The 17871-nt window shown below is 31.9% G+C and carries 15 protein-coding genes; 8 read left to right on the forward strand and 7 right to left on the reverse strand.

What is annotated here, in order from left to right; translation table 11 throughout:
• The first annotated feature begins 14 nt into the window (after nt 1-14).
• Complete coding sequence (locus tag ABNT61_RS08505; RefSeq protein WP_348745595.1) at nt 15-170, forward strand: hypothetical protein; 156 nt, start codon at nt 15-17, stop codon at nt 168-170.
• A gap of 36 nt (nt 171-206) precedes the next feature.
• Here ABNT61_RS08505 and dnaE read toward each other — a convergent pair whose 3' ends face one another.
• Nucleotides 207-4541, reverse strand: coding sequence for a DNA polymerase III subunit alpha (gene dnaE, locus ABNT61_RS08510; RefSeq protein ID WP_348745596.1), 4335 nt, complete (start codon nt 4539-4541; stop codon nt 207-209).
• Nucleotides 4542-4669: 128 nt separating this feature from the next.
• Here dnaE and ABNT61_RS08515 point away from each other — a divergent pair, with 128 nt between their 5' ends.
• A complete protein-coding gene (locus tag ABNT61_RS08515; protein WP_348745597.1) occupies nt 4670-5674 on the forward strand; it encodes a TlpA disulfide reductase family protein in 1005 nt (334 codons plus the stop codon).
• 33 nt (nt 5675-5707) lie between these two features.
• On the opposite strand, the gene ABNT61_RS08520 is transcribed toward ABNT61_RS08515, so the two are convergent.
• Genes ABNT61_RS08520 through ABNT61_RS08540 form a run of 5 tightly spaced genes read right to left on the reverse strand, consistent with a single transcriptional unit; the run spans nt 5708 to nt 10331 of the window.
• Nucleotides 5708-6550 (reverse strand): biotin-dependent carboxyltransferase family protein, encoded by an 843-nt coding sequence (locus ABNT61_RS08520; protein ID WP_348745598.1) that lies wholly within the window; start codon nt 6548-6550, stop codon nt 5708-5710.
• Nucleotides 6543-7271, reverse strand: a complete 729-nt coding sequence (gene pxpB / locus ABNT61_RS08525) for a 5-oxoprolinase subunit PxpB (RefSeq protein WP_348745599.1) — start codon at nt 7269-7271, stop codon at nt 6543-6545. Before pxpB ends, ABNT61_RS08520 begins: the two co-directional genes overlap by 8 nt.
• Nucleotides 7264-7992, reverse strand: a complete 729-nt coding sequence (pxpA, locus tag ABNT61_RS08530; protein ID WP_348745600.1) for a 5-oxoprolinase subunit PxpA — start codon at nt 7990-7992, stop codon at nt 7264-7266. Before pxpA ends, pxpB begins: the two co-directional genes overlap by 8 nt.
• Complete coding sequence (locus tag ABNT61_RS08535; protein ID WP_348745601.1) at nt 7982-9208, reverse strand: Nramp family divalent metal transporter; 1227 nt, start codon at nt 9206-9208, stop codon at nt 7982-7984. Before ABNT61_RS08535 ends, pxpA begins: the two co-directional genes overlap by 11 nt.
• Complete coding sequence (locus tag ABNT61_RS08540; protein WP_348745602.1) at nt 9201-10331, reverse strand: DUF2891 domain-containing protein; 1131 nt, start codon at nt 10329-10331, stop codon at nt 9201-9203. Before ABNT61_RS08540 ends, ABNT61_RS08535 begins: the two co-directional genes overlap by 8 nt.
• 111 nt (nt 10332-10442) lie before the next feature.
• Between ABNT61_RS08540 and ABNT61_RS08545 the strand changes: the two genes are divergently transcribed.
• Nucleotides 10443-13226, forward strand: a complete 2784-nt coding sequence (locus ABNT61_RS08545) for a T9SS type B sorting domain-containing protein (RefSeq protein WP_348745603.1) — start codon at nt 10443-10445, stop codon at nt 13224-13226.
• Nucleotides 13227-13278: 52 nt separating this feature from the next.
• Here the strand turns inward: ABNT61_RS08545 and ahcY are convergent, their stop codons facing one another.
• The gene (gene ahcY / locus ABNT61_RS08550; RefSeq protein WP_348712591.1) at nt 13279-14595 is read right to left on the reverse strand and encodes an adenosylhomocysteinase; all 1317 of its coding nucleotides are present in this window, start codon (nt 14593-14595) and stop codon (nt 13279-13281) included.
• A 62-nt stretch (nt 14596-14657) separates the two neighbouring features.
• Here ahcY and ABNT61_RS08555 point away from each other — a divergent pair, with 62 nt between their 5' ends.
• From ABNT61_RS08555 to ABNT61_RS08575, 5 genes are all read left to right on the forward strand, one after another.
• The gene (locus ABNT61_RS08555; RefSeq protein ID WP_348745604.1) at nt 14658-15284 is read left to right on the forward strand and encodes a 4'-phosphopantetheinyl transferase family protein; all 627 of its coding nucleotides are present in this window, start codon (nt 14658-14660) and stop codon (nt 15282-15284) included.
• A gap of 74 nt (nt 15285-15358) precedes the next feature.
• The gene (locus ABNT61_RS08560) at nt 15359-16348 is read left to right on the forward strand and encodes a hypothetical protein (RefSeq protein ID WP_348745605.1); all 990 of its coding nucleotides are present in this window, start codon (nt 15359-15361) and stop codon (nt 16346-16348) included.
• Between the two features lie 31 nt (nt 16349-16379).
• Nucleotides 16380-16640 (forward strand): thiamine-binding protein, encoded by a 261-nt coding sequence (locus ABNT61_RS08565; protein ID WP_348745606.1) that lies wholly within the window; start codon nt 16380-16382, stop codon nt 16638-16640.
• Nucleotides 16624-17253, forward strand: a complete 630-nt coding sequence (gene pnuC, locus ABNT61_RS08570; protein ID WP_348745607.1) for a nicotinamide riboside transporter PnuC — start codon at nt 16624-16626, stop codon at nt 17251-17253. The genes ABNT61_RS08565 and pnuC overlap by 17 nt, the downstream gene beginning before the upstream one ends.
• Complete coding sequence (locus ABNT61_RS08575) at nt 17217-17870, forward strand: ATP-binding protein (RefSeq protein ID WP_348723717.1); 654 nt, start codon at nt 17217-17219, stop codon at nt 17868-17870. Before pnuC ends, ABNT61_RS08575 begins: the two co-directional genes overlap by 37 nt.
• The last annotated feature ends 1 nt before the right edge of the window (nt 17871 follow it).

A 17871-nucleotide genomic window follows, 5' to 3' on the forward strand; every position in this document is an offset into this window, starting at 1 on the left:
TAAATTATAATAACATGAAAAAAGGAATAGAACTATTCAAAAAAAACAATCAATCGAAAATTATTCAAAAAAATAAACTTCATTATATATTTGGAGGTGACAATTCTGATAATGGTAAAAAAGCTATTTTCATTTACCATCCGAATGGAGCACCAACTAACAATAATTAAAAAAAGAAGAGGTTTACTAATAACCTCTTCTTTTTTTTAATTCAACTTATAATTGATGTGTTGTTTATCCAGTTCTGCTAGGAACTCATTTGATATTTTAATTTTCGTTGTTCTACTTGGAACATCTAACTCCAACTTCTCTTCTACATCGTATATTACAAAACGAAGATTATGAGAACCAGAATTCGTAACGAATAAATGTTGTAAGTTTTTAATAGTATTTTCCTTTACTTCGTTCAAAGGCATTTTTATTGTAATTTTCTTACACATTTTATCCATGATATCATGTAGCAAGTTAAATTCTACAAACCCTACTCTAGGATCTCCTTTTACACCTTCTTTATTAACCCATCCAGGCTTAACTATGGTTTTTACGTATAAGAACGAATTAGGCACTAAAAAGTGCTTGAACTTCAAGTATTCTTCACCAAAAATTCTAAACTCAAAACTGTCGTTATAATCTTCAATAGTGAATGCAGCCCAACCTTTACCAGCTTTTGACACTCTATGTTGCACATCCGTAACAATACCTGCAAATGCTAATCCTAAACCTTCATATTTCTTAAGATCCTTAAAATGACTAACAGCAGCATTACAAAAAGTCAATTCATTCTTGAAATCATCTAAAGGGTGAGCAGAAATATACATTCCAACCATTTCCTTTTCTTTTGCCAGTAATTCCATGGTTCCCCAAGTATCACATTCAGGAATTATAGGTTCTGGCAATTCAACTTCACTGGCTTCTCCAAATAAAGAAACCTGAGATGAATTTAAATTTTCCTGATATTTATTTCCAAAACGTAATGCTCTTTCTAAAAAAGTTTGGCCTTTTTCATCTTGAACATAATATTGTGCTCTATGTGTTTCAACAAAAGAATCAAATCCACCTGCTAAAACTAATCCTTCAAAAGCTTTTTTATTAGCCACACGAAGATCGACACGTTTTGCTACATCAAAAATAGATGAATAGGGTCCGTTTTCTTTTCTTTCATCTATAATTGCTTTTACCGCAGAAGCTCCAACACCTTTGATTGCAGCCATTCCAAAACGAACAGCTCCTTCTTTATTTACTGAGAATTTAGAATACGATTCATTTACATCTGGTCCTAGTACTTCTAATCCCATTCGTTTACATTCCTCCATAAAGAATGATACCGTTTTAATATCATTCATATTATTGGAAAGTACGGCTGCCATGTATTCTGCAGGATAATGGGCTTTCAAGTATGCTGTTTGATAAGCAATCCAAGCATAACATGTTGAGTGAGATTTGTTGAAGGCATAAGATGCAAATGCTTCCCAATCCTTCCAAATTTTCTCTAAAGCCTTTTCATCATGACCGTTGGCCTTTGCTTGATCAACGAACTTAGGTTTCATCTTCGCCAGAACCGCAGCTTGTTTTTTACCCATTGCCTTACGTAAAACATCGGCCTCACCTTTGGTAAAATCAGCTAACTTTTGAGACAGTAACATTACTTGCTCCTGGTAAACCGTAATTCCGTAGGTTTCCGCTAGATACTCTTCCATAGCAGGAAGGTCATATTCAATTTCTTCGTCTCCGTGCTTTCTTCGAATAAAAGAAGGAATATATTCTAAAGGACCAGGACGATATAATGCGTTCATTGCAATAAGGTCGGCAAAAACGGTAGGTTTTAGCTCACGCATGTATTTTTGCATTCCGGGAGATTCGTATTGGAAAATACCAACTGTTTCTCCTCTTTGGAATAATGCATATGTTTCTTCATCGTCAATTGGGAAGTTCTCGGGATCGAGTTCTACACCATGACGCGCTTTTACAATCTTTACCGTATCTTTAATAAGGGTTAATGTTTTTAACCCTAAGAAATCCATTTTTAATAATCCTGCACTTTCCACAACCGAGTTATCGAATTGTGTTACGTACATGTCAGAATCTTTTGCTAAAGATACTGGAACGAACTTGGTAATATCATCTGGCGTAATAATCACACCACAGGCATGAATACCAGTATTACGAACCGAACCTTCTAGTACAACCGCCTGATTAATTGTGCTTGCTTCTAATCCCGTTCCTTGTGCAATTGCTTTTAATTCATTTACATTCTCTTTTTCTTCAGCACGTAAACCAGCTACTTTTCCTTTACTTTTTTCATCTTCACCAAAAATATTCTTCAGTTTAATACCCGGAACTAATTTGGCTATTCTATCTGCTTCAAATAATGGTAAATCTAATACTCTGGCAGTATCACGTAAAGATGATTTTGCCGCCATTGTACCATAGGTAATAATTTGTGCTACTTGATTTGCTCCATATTTCTCGATTACATAATCCATTACACGACCACGACCTTCATCATCAAAGTCAATATCGATATCGGGCATGGATACACGTTCAGGATTTAAGAAACGCTCAAAAAGTAAATCATACTTGATAGGATCAATATTTGTAATCCATAAACAGTAGGCAACTACAGAACCTGCAGCCGAACCACGACCTGGACCTACGGAAACTCCCATTTCACGAGCAGCACGAATAAAGTCTTCTACAATCAAGAAATATCCCGGATATCCTGTTTTTGCAATTACATCTAATTCAAAATCTAAACGTTCTCGAATACTATCTGTAATATCACCGTAACGAATTTTTGCTCCTTCATAGGTTAAGTGACGTAAATAATTATTCTCTCCTCTTTTTCCTCCATCAACTTCATCTTGTGCATCTTGAAATTCCTCTCCAATTTCAAAGGCAGGTAATAATACATCACGGGCTAACGTAAACCCTTCTACTTTATCAACAATCTCTTGAATATTACTAATTGCTTCAGGTATATCAGCAAAAAGATTTTTCATTTCTTCGGTAGACTTGAAATAGTATTCATCGTTTGGTAAACCGTAACGATAACCTCTACCTCTACCTTTTGGTGTTGCTTGCTTCTCACCATCTTTTACACATAATAAAATATCATGTGCATTAGCTTCTTCTTTACCTAAATAGTAGGTATTATTTGTAGCAACAATTTTAACGTCGTGCTTTTTAGCGAACTCTAACAACGTACGGTTTACAGCATCTTCATCTTCTTGGCCGTGACGCATTAATTCTACATAAAGGTCATCTCCAAATTCTTCCTTCCACCACAACAGAGCTTCCTCTGCCTGTTTTTCACCAACATTTAAAATTTTATTTGGAACTTCACCATATAGATTTCCTGTTAAAACAATAACATCTTCTTTATATTGTTTTACAATTTCTTTATCAATTCTTGGTACATAATAAAATCCATCAACAAAGGCTATTGATGACATTTTAGCTAGATTATGATACCCTCTTTTATTTTTGGCTAACAGAACAACTTGGTAACCATTATCTTTTCTTGACTTGTCTTTATGATCTTCACAGATAAAAAACTCACAACCTACAATTGGCTTTAAAGGAGTTTCTGCTGATTTATTATGATTTGCAACAGCAGATGTAAAATGAAATGCCGCCATCATATTTCCAGTATCCGTTAAAGCAACGGCACTCATATTATCTTTTGCAGCAGCATTTACTAATCCATTAATTTGAATGGTTGACTGTAATACCGAGAATTGAGAGTGATTATGTAAATGCGCGAACTGAACACCTTCAAGTTTAGCTAATCCTTCAGAAGTAGACTGTGTATTTGCACTATCTGACTCTTTTGCAATACGTTTTCTGATTTTATCACTTTCAGCTTTTAAGTTTAAATGTTTTAAACCAATTAACTGAATCGGCATTGGATTGTTCTCCGAATACTTTCCGTAATAATCGTCAGCTACATCAAGCTTTTCAACCGGATAATGTTTTAAACGTAGTAGTTCTAAAAAACAACGTGTTGTAGCTTCAACATCGGCAGTTGCATTATGCGCTTCATTAAATCCTACTCCAAATAAATGTTGGTGTAATTCGGTTAGTGTTGGTAATTTAAACTTACCTCCTCTACCTCCAGGGATCTGACACATCGATGCAGTTTCCTCTGTACAGGTATCTAAAACAGGTAAACTTTCCAGATTATTTTCTACACCCAATCTATAGAATTCACAAGCCATAATGTTGACATCAAACCCAACATTTTGACCCACTATAAATTTTGTTTTTGCTAAAGCTTCATTAAACAACTCTAAACCTTCGCTTAAAGTTATTCCTTGCTCATTTGCTAAATCTGTTGAAATCCCATGAATCCTTTCTGCATCAAAGGGAATATTAAACCCATCCGCTTGAATTAAGAAATCATTGTGCTCAATTAAATTTCCCATTTCATCATGTAACTGCCATGCAATTTGAATTGCTCTTGGCCAGTTATCAGTATCTGTAATTGGTGCATTCCAGCTTTTCGGTAAACCCGTAGTTTCTGTATCAAAAATTAAATACATTCAGCAAAAAAGTTCTTGTGATTTTGAAAAAGTAAAGTTACGATTTATTCATCACATGATAAATCATTTCATTTATTATGATTATTAATAATTTCCCTTATTTTTACTTCAACCTAATTTTATATAAAATGAAGAATGTAATATATGTATTCTTAGCTGCGTTGGTACTGACATCGTGTAAGAAAAATGATTTTGTAAACTTCTCTGGGAAGATTACAAATCAAAATTCAGACTCAATTGTTATTGCTAACGGACAAAAAGGATATCAAAGAGTAATTAAATTGGATGAAAATGGTGCTTTTAAAGATACTTTAAAAGTTGATGATGGTTTTTTCTCTTTATTTGATGGAAAAGAATATGCTACGGTATATTTCAGAAATGGAGATGAAATTACTATGAATGTTGATGCTAAGGATTTCAACAACTCAATTATTTTTGCTGGTAAAGGAGCTGCAGAAAGTAACTTTATGGTAAAAACAACTTTAAATCAATTAGAGTTTAACAAAGGAGTTTTAGCAATGTTAGAATTACCTAAAGCTGATTTTGATGAAAAACTAAACTCTTATGTTTCTGGTTTTACTTCACGTTTAGGAAATAAAGTTTTAGATACTGCTTTTGTTTCTCTTCAAAAAAATAATATTGAAGGATTAAAGGCTCAATTAACAAATATGCATGATGAAAAAATGTATATTAAAAATGAGTTAGCTAAAGGTAAAGTAGCTCCTAAGTTCGTTGACTACGAGAATCCTCAAAGAGAAACTTTTTCTTTAGATGATTTAAAAGGAAAATATGTATACATTGATGTTTGGGCTACTTGGTGTCCTCCTTGTTTAGCTGAAATTCCTTCTCTTCAAAAATTAGAAAAGGATTATCATGATAAAAACATTCAATTTGTAAGTATTTCTGTAGATAAAAGAGATGACTATTTCACTTGGACGGATATGATTGAAGAGAAAAATTTAGGTGGACTTCAGTTATATGCAAATGAAGACAAAACGTTTTCTGAAGCATATAGAATTAGTTCTATTCCTCGTTTTATCTTAGTTGATCCAGAAGGAAATTTAGTGAGTGCCGATGCTCCTAGACCATCTGATCCGAAACTAGTTGAATTATTTAGTTCTTTAGGAATCTAAAATATTTAAGCCTCACAAATTGTGAGGCTTTTTTTATAGTTTAAAGTTTATCTTTTCTCCTGTCATTTTTTGTGCTAAACGATTAATTGCTTCTTCTGTTAATTGCAATATTCTTGGGTAACCTCCTGTAACTTGACAATCTCTCATTAAAATTATTAATTCTCCCGAAGGAGTTAATTGTACTGTTCCTGGTAAAACTCCAGAAGACAAAATTGAAGGTAGATTATTTTCTACTTTTTCTGTTAGCATATACCCCATCCTACTATTCTTTGGTGAAATTGAAAATGTGATAGTATTTAGTTTTTCTTGCTGTTCTTTTGTTAATAAATTGAACTCAGGTCCTCTAAAACATTCTATGATTGAACTTGTAAAATGTCCTTCGTCAATTTTAAACTTTGCGTATGTATTTTCTAGTTTTTGATTTATTGTTGGCGTAGAAATTATTTCTTCTTTACTTAAAATAGATTCTTCAGTAATTCCTTTATACATACTTCTACTATTCAACTTAACTTCAGAACAAATTCCTCCTTTAACAGCTAGATAAATCCTAAGACCGTAGATTCTATTACCAAAAGTGAGTTGATCTCCTTTTGACACAAAGATCCTTTTGTTTACAGAGATTTGTTGATTGTTTATTTGAGGAGAAAAGTTAGCTCCGGAGATGCAAATTTCATGATCTGCTAAAAACTCAAATTTTGCATTTCCATATGTAATTTCGAGTACAGCAGCATTAAGTTTGTTATTCAATATTGCATTGGCTAGTTGATATGAACGTAAATCCATTGCTCCGGAAGTAGGAACACCAAAATGAGCGAATCCAAATCTTCCTTCATCTTGAATTGTAGTTGAAATTCCTGGTGAAATTACTTTAATCATAGATTTCAATTTTACTTAATTCATACTCTCCCAAAGAAATTTCGATTTCAATTTTTTGAAACTCGTGTTTACTTACAGGATTAAATTTCAATTGATCCCCAGACTTTGCAAAACAAGGCAGATCATTTTCAAGATTAAAGAAGTTTATTGGTGTCTTCCCAATTATATGCCAACCTCCTGCACTTTTTTGCGGATAAATTCCTGTTTGTTTACCTCCTATTGCTACAGAACCTTTGGGAACTTTTAAAAGTGGCGTTGATTTTCTATTCAGTTCAAGTTTAGCATCAAGACCTCCTAAATATAAAAACCCAGGAAGAAATCCGACAAAATAAACGGTATACATTGCTGAGCTGTGTAAAGTAATTATTTCCTCAACAGAAACTCCCAGCTCCTTTGACATGTTGGAAAGATCAAATCCATATTCCAAGTCATAACATACAGGAATTGTCCAAAGATGTTTTGCTATACTATTTTGAGATTTTAATTCATTATAAATTACTTTCAACTCTTGTATCTCAGCTTGAAAATTAATTATTTCATTGTACTTGAGGACTAAAGAATTATAACCAATTATAAAATCTATTATTCGTTCTTTTTTTCTTTTAAAAATAGCTTCTTTATAATTGTTAATATCACTAATAATTTCAGGAGAAATCTTTTCCTCCCAAGCTATTAAAATTGCCTTGTCTCCAAAGTTTTTATATTCTAAAGTATTAAGCATCTTTTGCAAGCTTCTCTCTTAGATATTGAAGTAATTCGACTGCATTTTTATGATCTCCATGAACACAAAATGTATCTGCTTTAATTTGAACTGAACTTCCTTGAACTGAAGTAACTTTTTCGGAATTTACCATTTGTTTCAATTGTTGAAAAGCCAAGTCATTATTCGTAATAATAGCATTAGGTTGTGCTCTTGAAACTAAAGATAAATCATCATTATAACTCCTATCAATAAAAGCTTCATATTTAACTTTTATTCCACTACTAATAGCAAGCTCAGCTATAACTGAGTTATAAGGAGCATATAAATAAACTGATTCTTTTAACGCCAACAATTCATCAATAATAACTTTTGCGTACTCCTCACCTTTTGCAGCTATATTATATAACGCTCCATGTGGTTTTACATGATGCAAACGTTCTCCCTGTTCCTCAGTTTTACTTTTTACCAATTGAATCTGATTTCGAATACTTTCTTGAAGTTCAGAAAAGGAAATATCCATAATTTTTCTTCCGAAATTTTCTCTATCCGGAAATGATGGATGCGCTCCAATTTTGACATTATATGCTTTCGCTAATGAAATCACCTCATCAATTATCTCTGGACTTCCTGCATGTGCAGCACAAGAAATATTACACGAATTGATGTAAGGCATTAAAAACTTTTCATTACCCAATCCTTCTGCTACATCACAATTGATATCTATACTTTTAGTAAACATTTAAAACTTTTAGAATACTTTTTAAGCCTAAGAAAATAGTGAACACTAGTAAACATAATCCAATAAAGTTTTGTGTTTTGGTGTTCTTGAATTTTCCTAAGACTGATTCTTTATTCATTACCCAAAGTAAAATTCCAGCGATTAATGGTAACAATAAACCATTAGCGACTTGAGCAACTTTTATTATTTGTATTGGTTTTACACCTAATGAGGAAAATAAAATTCCTAGAACTAAAATGAAAATCCAGACTCCTCTAAAATTTTTAGATTTCAAATTTCCTTTCCAGCCTAAACATCCTTTTGCAACATAAGCAGCAGCTAAAGGTGCAGTTATTGCAGAAGTAATACCAGCTGCAAATAAACCAATTGCCAAAAAGTACTTTGCAAATGCTCCATATAATGGTTCTAATCCTTTTGCTAAATCTGAAACATTCGCAATTGTATCTGAGTTTATACTTGCTGCAGAAATGATAATAGCCATCGATACTAATCCTCCTAATGCAATCGAAATAATTGTATCCTTTTTTACACTATTGATATCCTCAGGTTTGTTCCATTTTTCTTTCACAAGAGAAGCATGTAAGAAAAGATTATATGGAACCACAGTTGTACCAATCAAAGCGATTACGGTTAATAAACCATTCTCTGGAAGTTTAGGAACTACTAACCCTTTGAAAATTTCAATTACATTGGGTTTTGTTATAATTGCTGTGATTAAGAAAGATAAACTCATAATAAGTACCAAACTCACTAAAACTCTTTCTAAAAACTTATAGTTACCCACATATAACAATGCGAATGCGATTATTCCTATTAAAATACTCAATGCATTTACATAAAATGGACCGATCATATAGTTTTGACTTCCTAGAACAGTTTCTAAACCTAATACTGCTCCGCTAATATTTCCTGCTTCATATAAAGAATTCCCGATAACAATAGCGACTAATATCAGAGCAATTAAAACACTTTTAAAAACAGGATTTTTAACTTCTTCTCGAATAACTTCTGATAACCCTTTTTGAGAAATAATTCCTAAACGAGCCGCCATTTCTTGTAAGAAGATCGTAGCCAAAATCGAAATGAGCATCGCCCAAAGCAAATTGAATCCAAAATTAATCCCTGCAATAGTACAGACAGTTACTGTTCCTGGACCAATAAATGCCGCTGCTACCAGAGTTCCTGGGCCAATATTTTTTAATAGCTTTTTAATCATTCTTAGAAGATTTTAATGCATAAATAGCAAAACTACCAAGCCAATGTCCTCCTTCATAACTATCACCAACTAAATTTGGCAATGAGTATTCTATATGCTGATTTGCAATTTTCTTTAAATGATTTAATTCTGAAGATCCTTCTATAATTTTATTTAACGCCCAAGCTCTAGAAAAATTCACACCATCTAAATGGACTAATTTACCATCTGTTCTATCCGAAACTTCTCCTACAGGAAATTGAAAATTTACATCTTTCAATTGTGGTAAAAATTTATCAAACCAATCATCAAACAATTCTTTAGATAAAACTCGTTTCATAATTGCCGCTTCTTGTAAGCATGGAGAAAGAAAATCAAATCCACTCGGCTCCCAAGACAAAGGGCAATTCTGATCTTTTAAATAGAACGCTTTTGCTCTAGTTTCAATTAACAGCTTCAATTCTGTATTACTAACAGTATTGGCGTAATCCCAAGCAAAAGTTAATCCAAATGCAGTATTAGTATGCTCTCCTACTCTAATTGGATATTTCAATTTCGGTAAAAATTCAAAGTATTTTCCAACAATCAAATCTGTAAGAGGCTGTAAGTTTTTCTCAAGGACTCTGGCAGTTTCATCATCCCATGTATGTAATTCTTCAGCTAATTTTAATAACCAAGCCCAACCATAAGTACGCTCATAACTTTTATTGTATTTTCCATAAAAGTATTTTACTTCTTTTTCTATATTCTCTTTAGATATATTTTGAAGTAATTGCTCTTTAATTGTTGCTGCATTATCAATATTCGGAAATTGTTTCAACAGTGCAACTAAACTCCAATGTCCATGCACAGATGAGTGCCAGTCGAAACAACCATAAAAAGCAGGATGTAATTCTTTTGGAGATTTTAAATCTTCTCCACTTCCAATTGTTTGATTTAACTTATTCGGATATTCAACATTAATGCAATGTATAGGTAAACTTGCTAATTTATTTGCTTGTTCAAGAGTTAAGGATAAACTCTCTACCTCCACTACTTCAACCGTATTAGCGTCTGATGATTTTGTTTCCTTTGAGTCAGATTTTCCCGTTTGTCCACAAGAAATAAGAACTATTGAAAATAGAGATATAAAAAAAGATTTCATTTACATATAATTTGGTTGTCATAAATGTAGTGAAATGAAATTACAATTAGTTTCATAATTACTTAAAGTAGTTATTAGTATTTTGATTACGATTTCTTAATTTCGCAGCCTATGAAAAGAATAATATCCCTGCTATTTTTATTTGTATACATTTTCACTAATTCTCAAGTAAAACTATCTCATAATATTGGTGATGATTTAATTCCTACGACTATTTATGCTTGTAGTTGGGGAGGTATAAAATGGGCTAGAAAATTTAATCTCAGAGATTTTGGAATTACCAACAATGAAAATTTTATTATAAACTCTGCGCAAATAGGGTTGTTCAGAACTGGTAGTTGGGATGTAAACATTCAGTTTAATATTTATAAAGTTGACTCAAACTTTCCTAATTCATTTTCCGATGCTGATTTGATTGGTAGTAGTCAAGCTCAAAGCGCTCCTTACATACCAAATAATTTTCCTCCTGAGATAATGACTATAAATTTTGATACGCCAGTTATTATTCCAAATGATGTAGAAATGATATTAGTCGAGGCCTTTCAATTGCATAGTACAGCTAGTTCAGCTATTGCCTTTGCAGCCGGTACTGAAAACGACAATGATTTTTCATGGTTTAAATCTGATAATGGTGGATGTCCACCTGATGAATATACTTCAACCATAGATTTAGGAAGACCCGATACTAATTTTTATATCACTGTAAACGGACAAAAACAAACTATACTTCCATTTGAAATTATAAACAATTCAGTCTGTAATGGAGAACAAAGCAATTTTAATTTAACAAACCAATCTGAAGTTAGTTCTGTTATTTGGAATTTTGATGAACCTTCTTCTGGAACTAATAATGTCTCAAGTAATTTAAACGCCACACATACATACACTTCTAATGGCACTTATACTGTTACAGCTATTGTTACCCATACTGATGGAACAGTTTATACTATTGAAAAAGAAACTACTATTTATTCCGTTCCAACCGTAAGCACAAATTTATTCTTAAATCAATGTGATAATGATACAGATGGTTTCTCATTATTTAACCTTAACGAGATAGACAAACAACTAATTTCAAACTCTGATAATTATAACATCTCTTATTTTGAAAGTTTAGCAGACGCTGAAAATAATAACAACCCTATTCAAAACACAAATACTTACCAAAATCAAATTGTAAGTATTGATACTATTTGGGCAAGAGTTGAAAATACAAATAGTTGTTTCTCTACGAGTGAAATAAAACTAACTGTCTCTACTACCCAAATACCGACATCTTTTCAGAAAACTTTTTACAGTTGTGATGATGAATCTAATACAAATGATGGTGTAGCGTCTTTTGATTTTAGTAGTGTTACTCAGGAAGTAAAAAATCTATTTCCTTCTAATCAAAATATTTCAATTAGTTATTTCGAAAATGAGACAGACGCTTTGTTTGGAACTAATCCTATTCCTGAATCTAATCTCAATAACTTTAGGAATATCAATAGTCCGTATCAACAAGACATTTACATTCGAGTAGAGAATTCTTTAAATGATGAATGCTTAGGATTTGGTAACTATATCACTCTAATTACGGAAAAAGTACCAGTTGCAAATCCTTTAACGATTTCTCCTGAATGTGATAATGATGGAGACGGATTATTTCCTTTCGATACTTCCAATATAGAAAATATAATTATAGGATCTCAAACCAATGTTGCTATTAGTTATTTTGATGAAAACGGGAATAGTTTACCTAGTCCATTACCGAATCCATTTAACACTAAAAGTCAAACCATAAAGGTAGTAGTTCAAAATAGCATCTCACAAGCCTCTAATGGGAAATGTAGTTCTGAAACTACTATTGACTTTATTGTAAACACTGTACCATCTGTTACAAAAATTGAAACACAAGAAACCTGCGACACAGATTTTGATGGAATAGCTTTATTTGACACCTCGCAAATTGAATCAAAAATAATAGGAAACCAATCAGGGTTAATTGTCAAATATTTTGATGAACATAATGTGGAACTTCCAAGTCCATTACCTAATCCTTTCTCATCTCACTCACAAAGTATCAAAGTTAGAGTTGAAAACCCAATTTATACAGGTTGCTTTCAAGAAACATCTGTTGAGTTTCTTGTAAATCAAAAACCTGAATTTGAAATTGAAAGCTTAGCAATTTTATGCTCTAATTTAAGTTCGACAATTGATATTAATATACAAAATCCTACTGGAAATTATATCTATCAATGGAGAAACGAGCTCAACGAAATTATTAGTAACTCAGAAAGTATTACAGTAGACGAAGGAGGAATATACTCTGTTTCAGCCTTTTCAGACAAAGGTTGTCAATCGGATATTAAGTCCATAACTATTCAAGAATCAAGTATTTCATCTTTAGTAAAAGAAAATCTTGAAATTATAGACGATTCAGATAATAATAGTATTACCATTAACACTGGTAATATTGGAATTGGTAATTATGAATTTAGTTTACTTGATAACAATAATAATACGATTTATGATTATCAAGACGATCCCTTTTTTGAAGAGTTAGATGGAGGATTCTATACAATTCTTATCAGAGATAAAAACGGATGTGGTATTCAGTCTTTTGAGATTTCAATTATAAGTTATCCAAAGTTTTTTACTCCAAATGGCGACGGAATGAACGAAGTTTGGCATATTAAAGGATTGGGAAAAAGCTTTTATACTAATGGAATTGTCAACATCTATAATCGATTTGGTATACTTTTGTACACTCTGAGTATGGATGACTCGGGATGGGATGGTAATTATCAAGGAAATCCTCTACCATCTAATGATTATTGGTTTGAAGCAAACCTTACCACTCCTGCTGGTAATAGAATTATAAAAAAAGGAAGTTTTAGTCTATTAAGAAAATAAAAAAGACTCGCTAAAAGCGAGTCTTAATTTATACTATAATAAGATTTTAATCTTAGTATCTGTAGTGTTCTGGTTTATATGGACCTTCAACAGTTACACCAATATACTCAGCTTGATCTGTACGTAATTCAGTTAACTCAACTCCAATTTTAGCTAAGTGTAATTTTGCTACTTTCTCATCTAAGTGTTTTGGTAACATGTAAACATCATTCTTATACGCATCAGCATTATTCCATAATTCGATTTGTGCTAATGTTTGGTTTGTGAATGAATTAGACATTACAAAACTTGGGTGACCAGTTGCACATCCTAAGTTTACTAAACGACCTTCAGCTAAAATGATAACATCGTTTCCGTTTACGTTATACTTATCAACTTGAGGCTTAATTTCAACTTTAGAATCTCCATACTTCTCATTTAACCAAGCCATATCGATTTCATTATCGAAGTGTCCGATGTTACAAACGATCGCTTTATCTTTTAAAGCTTCAAAGTGCTCACCACGAACGATATCTTTGTTTCCTGTAGTTGTAATAACGATATCCGCATTTCCAACAACAGTTTCTAATTTCTTAACTTCAAATCCGTCCATTGCAGCTTGTAAAGCACAAATTGGATCAATTTCAGTTACCGTTACGATAGATCCAGCTCCACGGAAAGAAGCAGCTGTTCCTTTACCAACATCTCCATATCCACAAACAACAACTCTTTTTCCAGCTAACATAACATCAGTAGCACGGCGAATTGCATCAACTGCAGATTCTTTACATCCGTATTTGTTATCGAACTTAGATTTAGTTACAGAATCATTTACGTTGATTGCTGGCATTGGTAAAGTACCATTCTTTACTCTTTCATATAAACGGTGAACTCCTGTTGTAGTTTCTTCAGATAATCCGTTGATTCCTTCAGCTAACTCAGGATATTTATCTAACACCATATTTGTTAAATCACCACCATCGTCTAAGATCATATTTAATGGCTTCTTCTCTTCTCCAAAGAATAAAGTTTGCTCAATACACCAATCAAATTCTTCTTCGTTCATTCCTTTCCAAGCGTATACTGGAGTACCAGCAGCAGCAATAGCAGCAGCAGCTTGATCTTGAGTAGAGAAAATATTACAAGAACTCCAAGTAACTTCTGCACCTAAAGCTTGTAAAGTTTCGATTAAAACCGCAGTTTGAATGGTCATGTGTAAACATCCTGCAATTCTAGCACCTTTTAAAGGTTGCTCATCTTTATACTCTTCACGTAAACTCATTAAACCTGGCATTTCAGCTTCTGCCAATTCAATTTCTTTTCTTCCCCAATCTGCTAAAGAAATATCTTTAACTTTGTAAGGAACATACGCAGCGGTTTTTGTGCTCATATTTTTGTATATTTATTATATTCTGTTTTGAGTCGCAAAATTACAAAATAACTTTCTAAATCATGCCTCTATATAAAACAATCAATATTAACAAACATTCTAAAGTTTTGATTTGGAAGATTGAAGAGTCTTTCGACACACTTTCTGAAGGAATTGAGTTATCTCCACAAAGTGCTGATCGCGTGTCTCAAATGAAATCAGAAATACATCGAAGAGGCTTTTTAAGTGTTCGTCATTTGTTGAAAGAAGTTGGTTATTCGGATAGTGATTTGTTTTATGATGAATATGGAAAACCACATTTAAAAGATGGTACTCAAATTTCTATTACGCATTCATTTATATTTTCTGCTTTAATCATTTCTAAGGAAAATAAAGTTGGAATTGACATTGAAAAAAGGCGTGATAAAATTGTAAAAATTGCACATAAGTTTACTCCAATTGAAGAGTACAAATCCATTGCAAATCATGATGCATTAGTTAGTAAATTAACTATTGTTTGGGGAGCAAAAGAAAGTTTGTATAAAATCTACGGAAAGAAAAAGTTACTTTTCTTAAATCACATTTATATCGAAGATTTCTCTTTTGACACCAGCTCAACAACAGGAAAAATATTATATGAAGGTGTTACTTCTGAATATGATATTCATTTTGAGGAAATAGAAGATTTCACGTGTGTGTATGCTTTTTAATTTTTTTTCCATAGTGTAAAGTTTTGGTATGAGTTTTGATTTTATTCTGCTCATCACTTAAAAACTAAATTACTATGAAATTACAATACTTATTACTGATTAGTCTAACAATTCTATTCTTCAATTGTAAAACAGACAAATTAGAACCATTTGTTCCTGAAAATCACTTAGCAAGTTTTCAAACTGAAAAACCTCAGTTTTTCGATTTAGATACTTTAGACTACAAAACAATTATTGGAAAACATGGCACAAAAATAATTTACTACAGAGAACTTTTTGATACTATTTATAAAGATCCTATTCAATTAGAGTTAATTGAATTGTATGACTTTAAAGAAATTCTTTATCGAAATATTCCAACCATAACAACAAAAGATGAATTATTAGAAACATCGGGAGTCTTAAAAATTAAGTTCACTTCTAATGGAAAAGAACTAGAAATTAGAGAAGGTCAGAAACTATTAATTTACCCTCCTACTGGTAAACTTAAAAACAATGATATTTTCTTGTCAGAAAAAGATTCTATAACAAATATCAAATGGAATATTACTGAACAAAATTATGTTTCTAAATCTATATTACTAGGAGGTGGTATTTCGAAAAGAATATATATTCCTTTTGACTCATTGTCCGAAAATGAAAAAAGCAGAATTAAAAGTAACCAAATAATTAATGCAGATGAATTAATTCACCTAGAGCTGAGAAACGAACTTAACTCCTTTATTTTAGAAAGTATAAAAGAAAAATGGATTAATATTGATAAATTCATTCAACCAGAGAAGAGAATTTCTTTTAATATTGAAGAAAACATTGACTTCTCGGGTTATAATACTTATGTACAGTATGAAGATCTCAATTCTTTTTTGTCTTACACGATGACAGAAGACATGTTAACTCTTAAAAACATTCCAATAAAAGGACGAGTAAACTTGATTGTTGTAGGTAGAAATTTAGAGGAAATATTCTTTGACAAAATAAATCTAAATACTATTTCTGATAATTCTGAGATTAAATTAAATATGAAAAAAACTTCAAAACAAGATCTGAAAAAACTATTTGAATAATAGTCTTTATTTTTGCAGGAAATACTATTCAATGAAAATATCAGTAGAGTTAACACTTACTCCGCTTCAAGATAATTTTGAAGAACCTATTATTAATTTCATCAAGAAACTTAGAGCTTCTGGTTTGACTATTCTTGAGAATCCTTTGAGCACTCAAGTTTATGGAGATTACGATACAGTAATGCAATTATTAACTTCAGAAGTTAAAGAAACCTTTGAAGCAATAGACAATGGACTACTTCAAATGAAAATTGTAAAAACTGATAGAAGCGACTATGAACCAAATTTTTGATTTTTTATTCAGCCAATACGAAGGATCAAGTACTCTTGATGTTACGTTAGAAATAGTGGCTGTGGTTTTCGGTTTTCTTTCAGTTTGGTATTCTAAACAAAATAAGATTTGGGTTTTCCCTACTGGAATGATAAGCACGGCTATTTTCGTTTATCTTCTTTTGAAATGGGGATTACTTGGTGATATGATGATTAATGGTTATTACTTCATCATGAGTGTTTACGGTTGGTATATTTGGACACAAACTAAAGACGGACATGTAGCACATCCAATTTCAAGAACCACTTTAAAAGAAAAGAAAATTAGTGTTGCAATTTTCTTTGCTACATTGATTTTTGTGTATGTTGTTTATGCAACTTTCGACAAATGGAATGATTGGACAGCTTATATAGATACAATTACCACTGCTGTGTTTTTTGTAGGAATGTGGTTAATGGCAAGAAGAAAAATAGAAAACTGGATTTACTGGATTATAGGTGATCTTATTTCTGTGCCTTTATATTTATACAAAGGCTTTGTATTTACAAGTTTTCAATATTTAATATTTACATTTATAGCAATACTAGGATATTTAGCATGGAAGAAAAGCTTAGACAATCCGAAATTAATTTAGTAAAGGTAGTTCTGTTTGGCCCAGAAAGTACTGGTAAAACAACACTTTCTCGTCAGCTTGCTCGACATTACAATACAGTTTGGGCACCAGAATATGCGAGGGAATATTTACAAGACAAATGGAATAATGAACGTAAAACTTGTGAAGAAAGTGATTTAATTCCAATTGCTATCGGTCAAATGGATTTAGAAAACTCTCTAGCAAAAAAGGCTGACAAATTATTGATTTGTGATACAGATTTGCTAGAAACTAAAGTATATTCAGAAGAATATTATGGTGGATTTGTAGATCCGTTATTAGATGAATTCGCTATTAAAAACACCTATGACATTTACTTCCTAACATATATAGATACACCTTGGGAAGAAGACGATTTAAGAGATAGACCTGAACAACGTGAAGAAATGTTTAACGCGTTTAAAAATGCTCTAGAAAAATATAATCGTCCTTATATTCTTTTAAAAGGAGATAAAGAAACCAGATTAAAAAAAGCCACTCAAATTATTGATGATTTGATTGCTAAAAAAGAAAATCTACATTCATATTCAGACTCTTTGATTGATTTAGATCTCCATTTTTTACATCAAAATATTGATCCAAATACATTAATGCACTAAT

This window comes from Tenacibaculum sp. 190524A05c (genome assembly GCF_964036595.1).
Classification (GTDB): domain Bacteria; phylum Bacteroidota; class Bacteroidia; order Flavobacteriales; family Flavobacteriaceae; genus Polaribacter; species Polaribacter platacis.

What these genes read in the sequence shown, in the direction of transcription:
- ahcY (WP_348712591.1), bottom strand. Translation starts at nt 14,595, where the DNA reads ATGAGCACAAAAACCGCTGCGTATGTTCCTTACAAAGTTAAAGATATT.
- ABNT61_RS08565 (WP_348745606.1), top strand. Translation starts at nt 16,380, where the DNA reads ATGAAAATATCAGTAGAGTTAACACTTACTCCGCTTCAAGATAATTTT.
- ABNT61_RS08515 (WP_348745597.1), top strand. Translation starts at nt 4,670, where the DNA reads ATGAAGAATGTAATATATGTATTCTTAGCTGCGTTGGTACTGACATCG.
- ABNT61_RS08560 (WP_348745605.1), top strand. Translation starts at nt 15,359, where the DNA reads ATGAAATTACAATACTTATTACTGATTAGTCTAACAATTCTATTCTTC.
- dnaE (WP_348745596.1), bottom strand. Translation starts at nt 4,541, where the DNA reads ATGTATTTAATTTTTGATACAGAAACTACGGGTTTACCGAAAAGCTGG.
- ABNT61_RS08575 (WP_348723717.1), top strand. Translation starts at nt 17,217, where the DNA reads ATGGAAGAAAAGCTTAGACAATCCGAAATTAATTTAGTAAAGGTAGTT.
- ABNT61_RS08535 (WP_348745601.1), bottom strand. Translation starts at nt 9,208, where the DNA reads ATGATTAAAAAGCTATTAAAAAATATTGGCCCAGGAACTCTGGTAGCA.
- ABNT61_RS08540 (WP_348745602.1), bottom strand. Translation starts at nt 10,331, where the DNA reads ATGAAATCTTTTTTTATATCTCTATTTTCAATAGTTCTTATTTCTTGT.
- pxpA (WP_348745600.1), bottom strand. Translation starts at nt 7,992, where the DNA reads ATGTTTACTAAAAGTATAGATATCAATTGTGATGTAGCAGAAGGATTG.
- ABNT61_RS08520 (WP_348745598.1), bottom strand. Translation starts at nt 6,550, where the DNA reads ATGATTAAAGTAATTTCACCAGGAATTTCAACTACAATTCAAGATGAA.
- pxpB (WP_348745599.1), bottom strand. Translation starts at nt 7,271, where the DNA reads ATGCTTAATACTTTAGAATATAAAAACTTTGGAGACAAGGCAATTTTA.
- ABNT61_RS08545 (WP_348745603.1), top strand. Translation starts at nt 10,443, where the DNA reads ATGAAAAGAATAATATCCCTGCTATTTTTATTTGTATACATTTTCACT.
- ABNT61_RS08555 (WP_348745604.1), top strand. Translation starts at nt 14,658, where the DNA reads ATGCCTCTATATAAAACAATCAATATTAACAAACATTCTAAAGTTTTG.
- pnuC (WP_348745607.1), top strand. Translation starts at nt 16,624, where the DNA reads ATGAACCAAATTTTTGATTTTTTATTCAGCCAATACGAAGGATCAAGT.
- ABNT61_RS08505 (WP_348745595.1), top strand. Translation starts at nt 15, where the DNA reads ATGAAAAAAGGAATAGAACTATTCAAAAAAAACAATCAATCGAAAATT.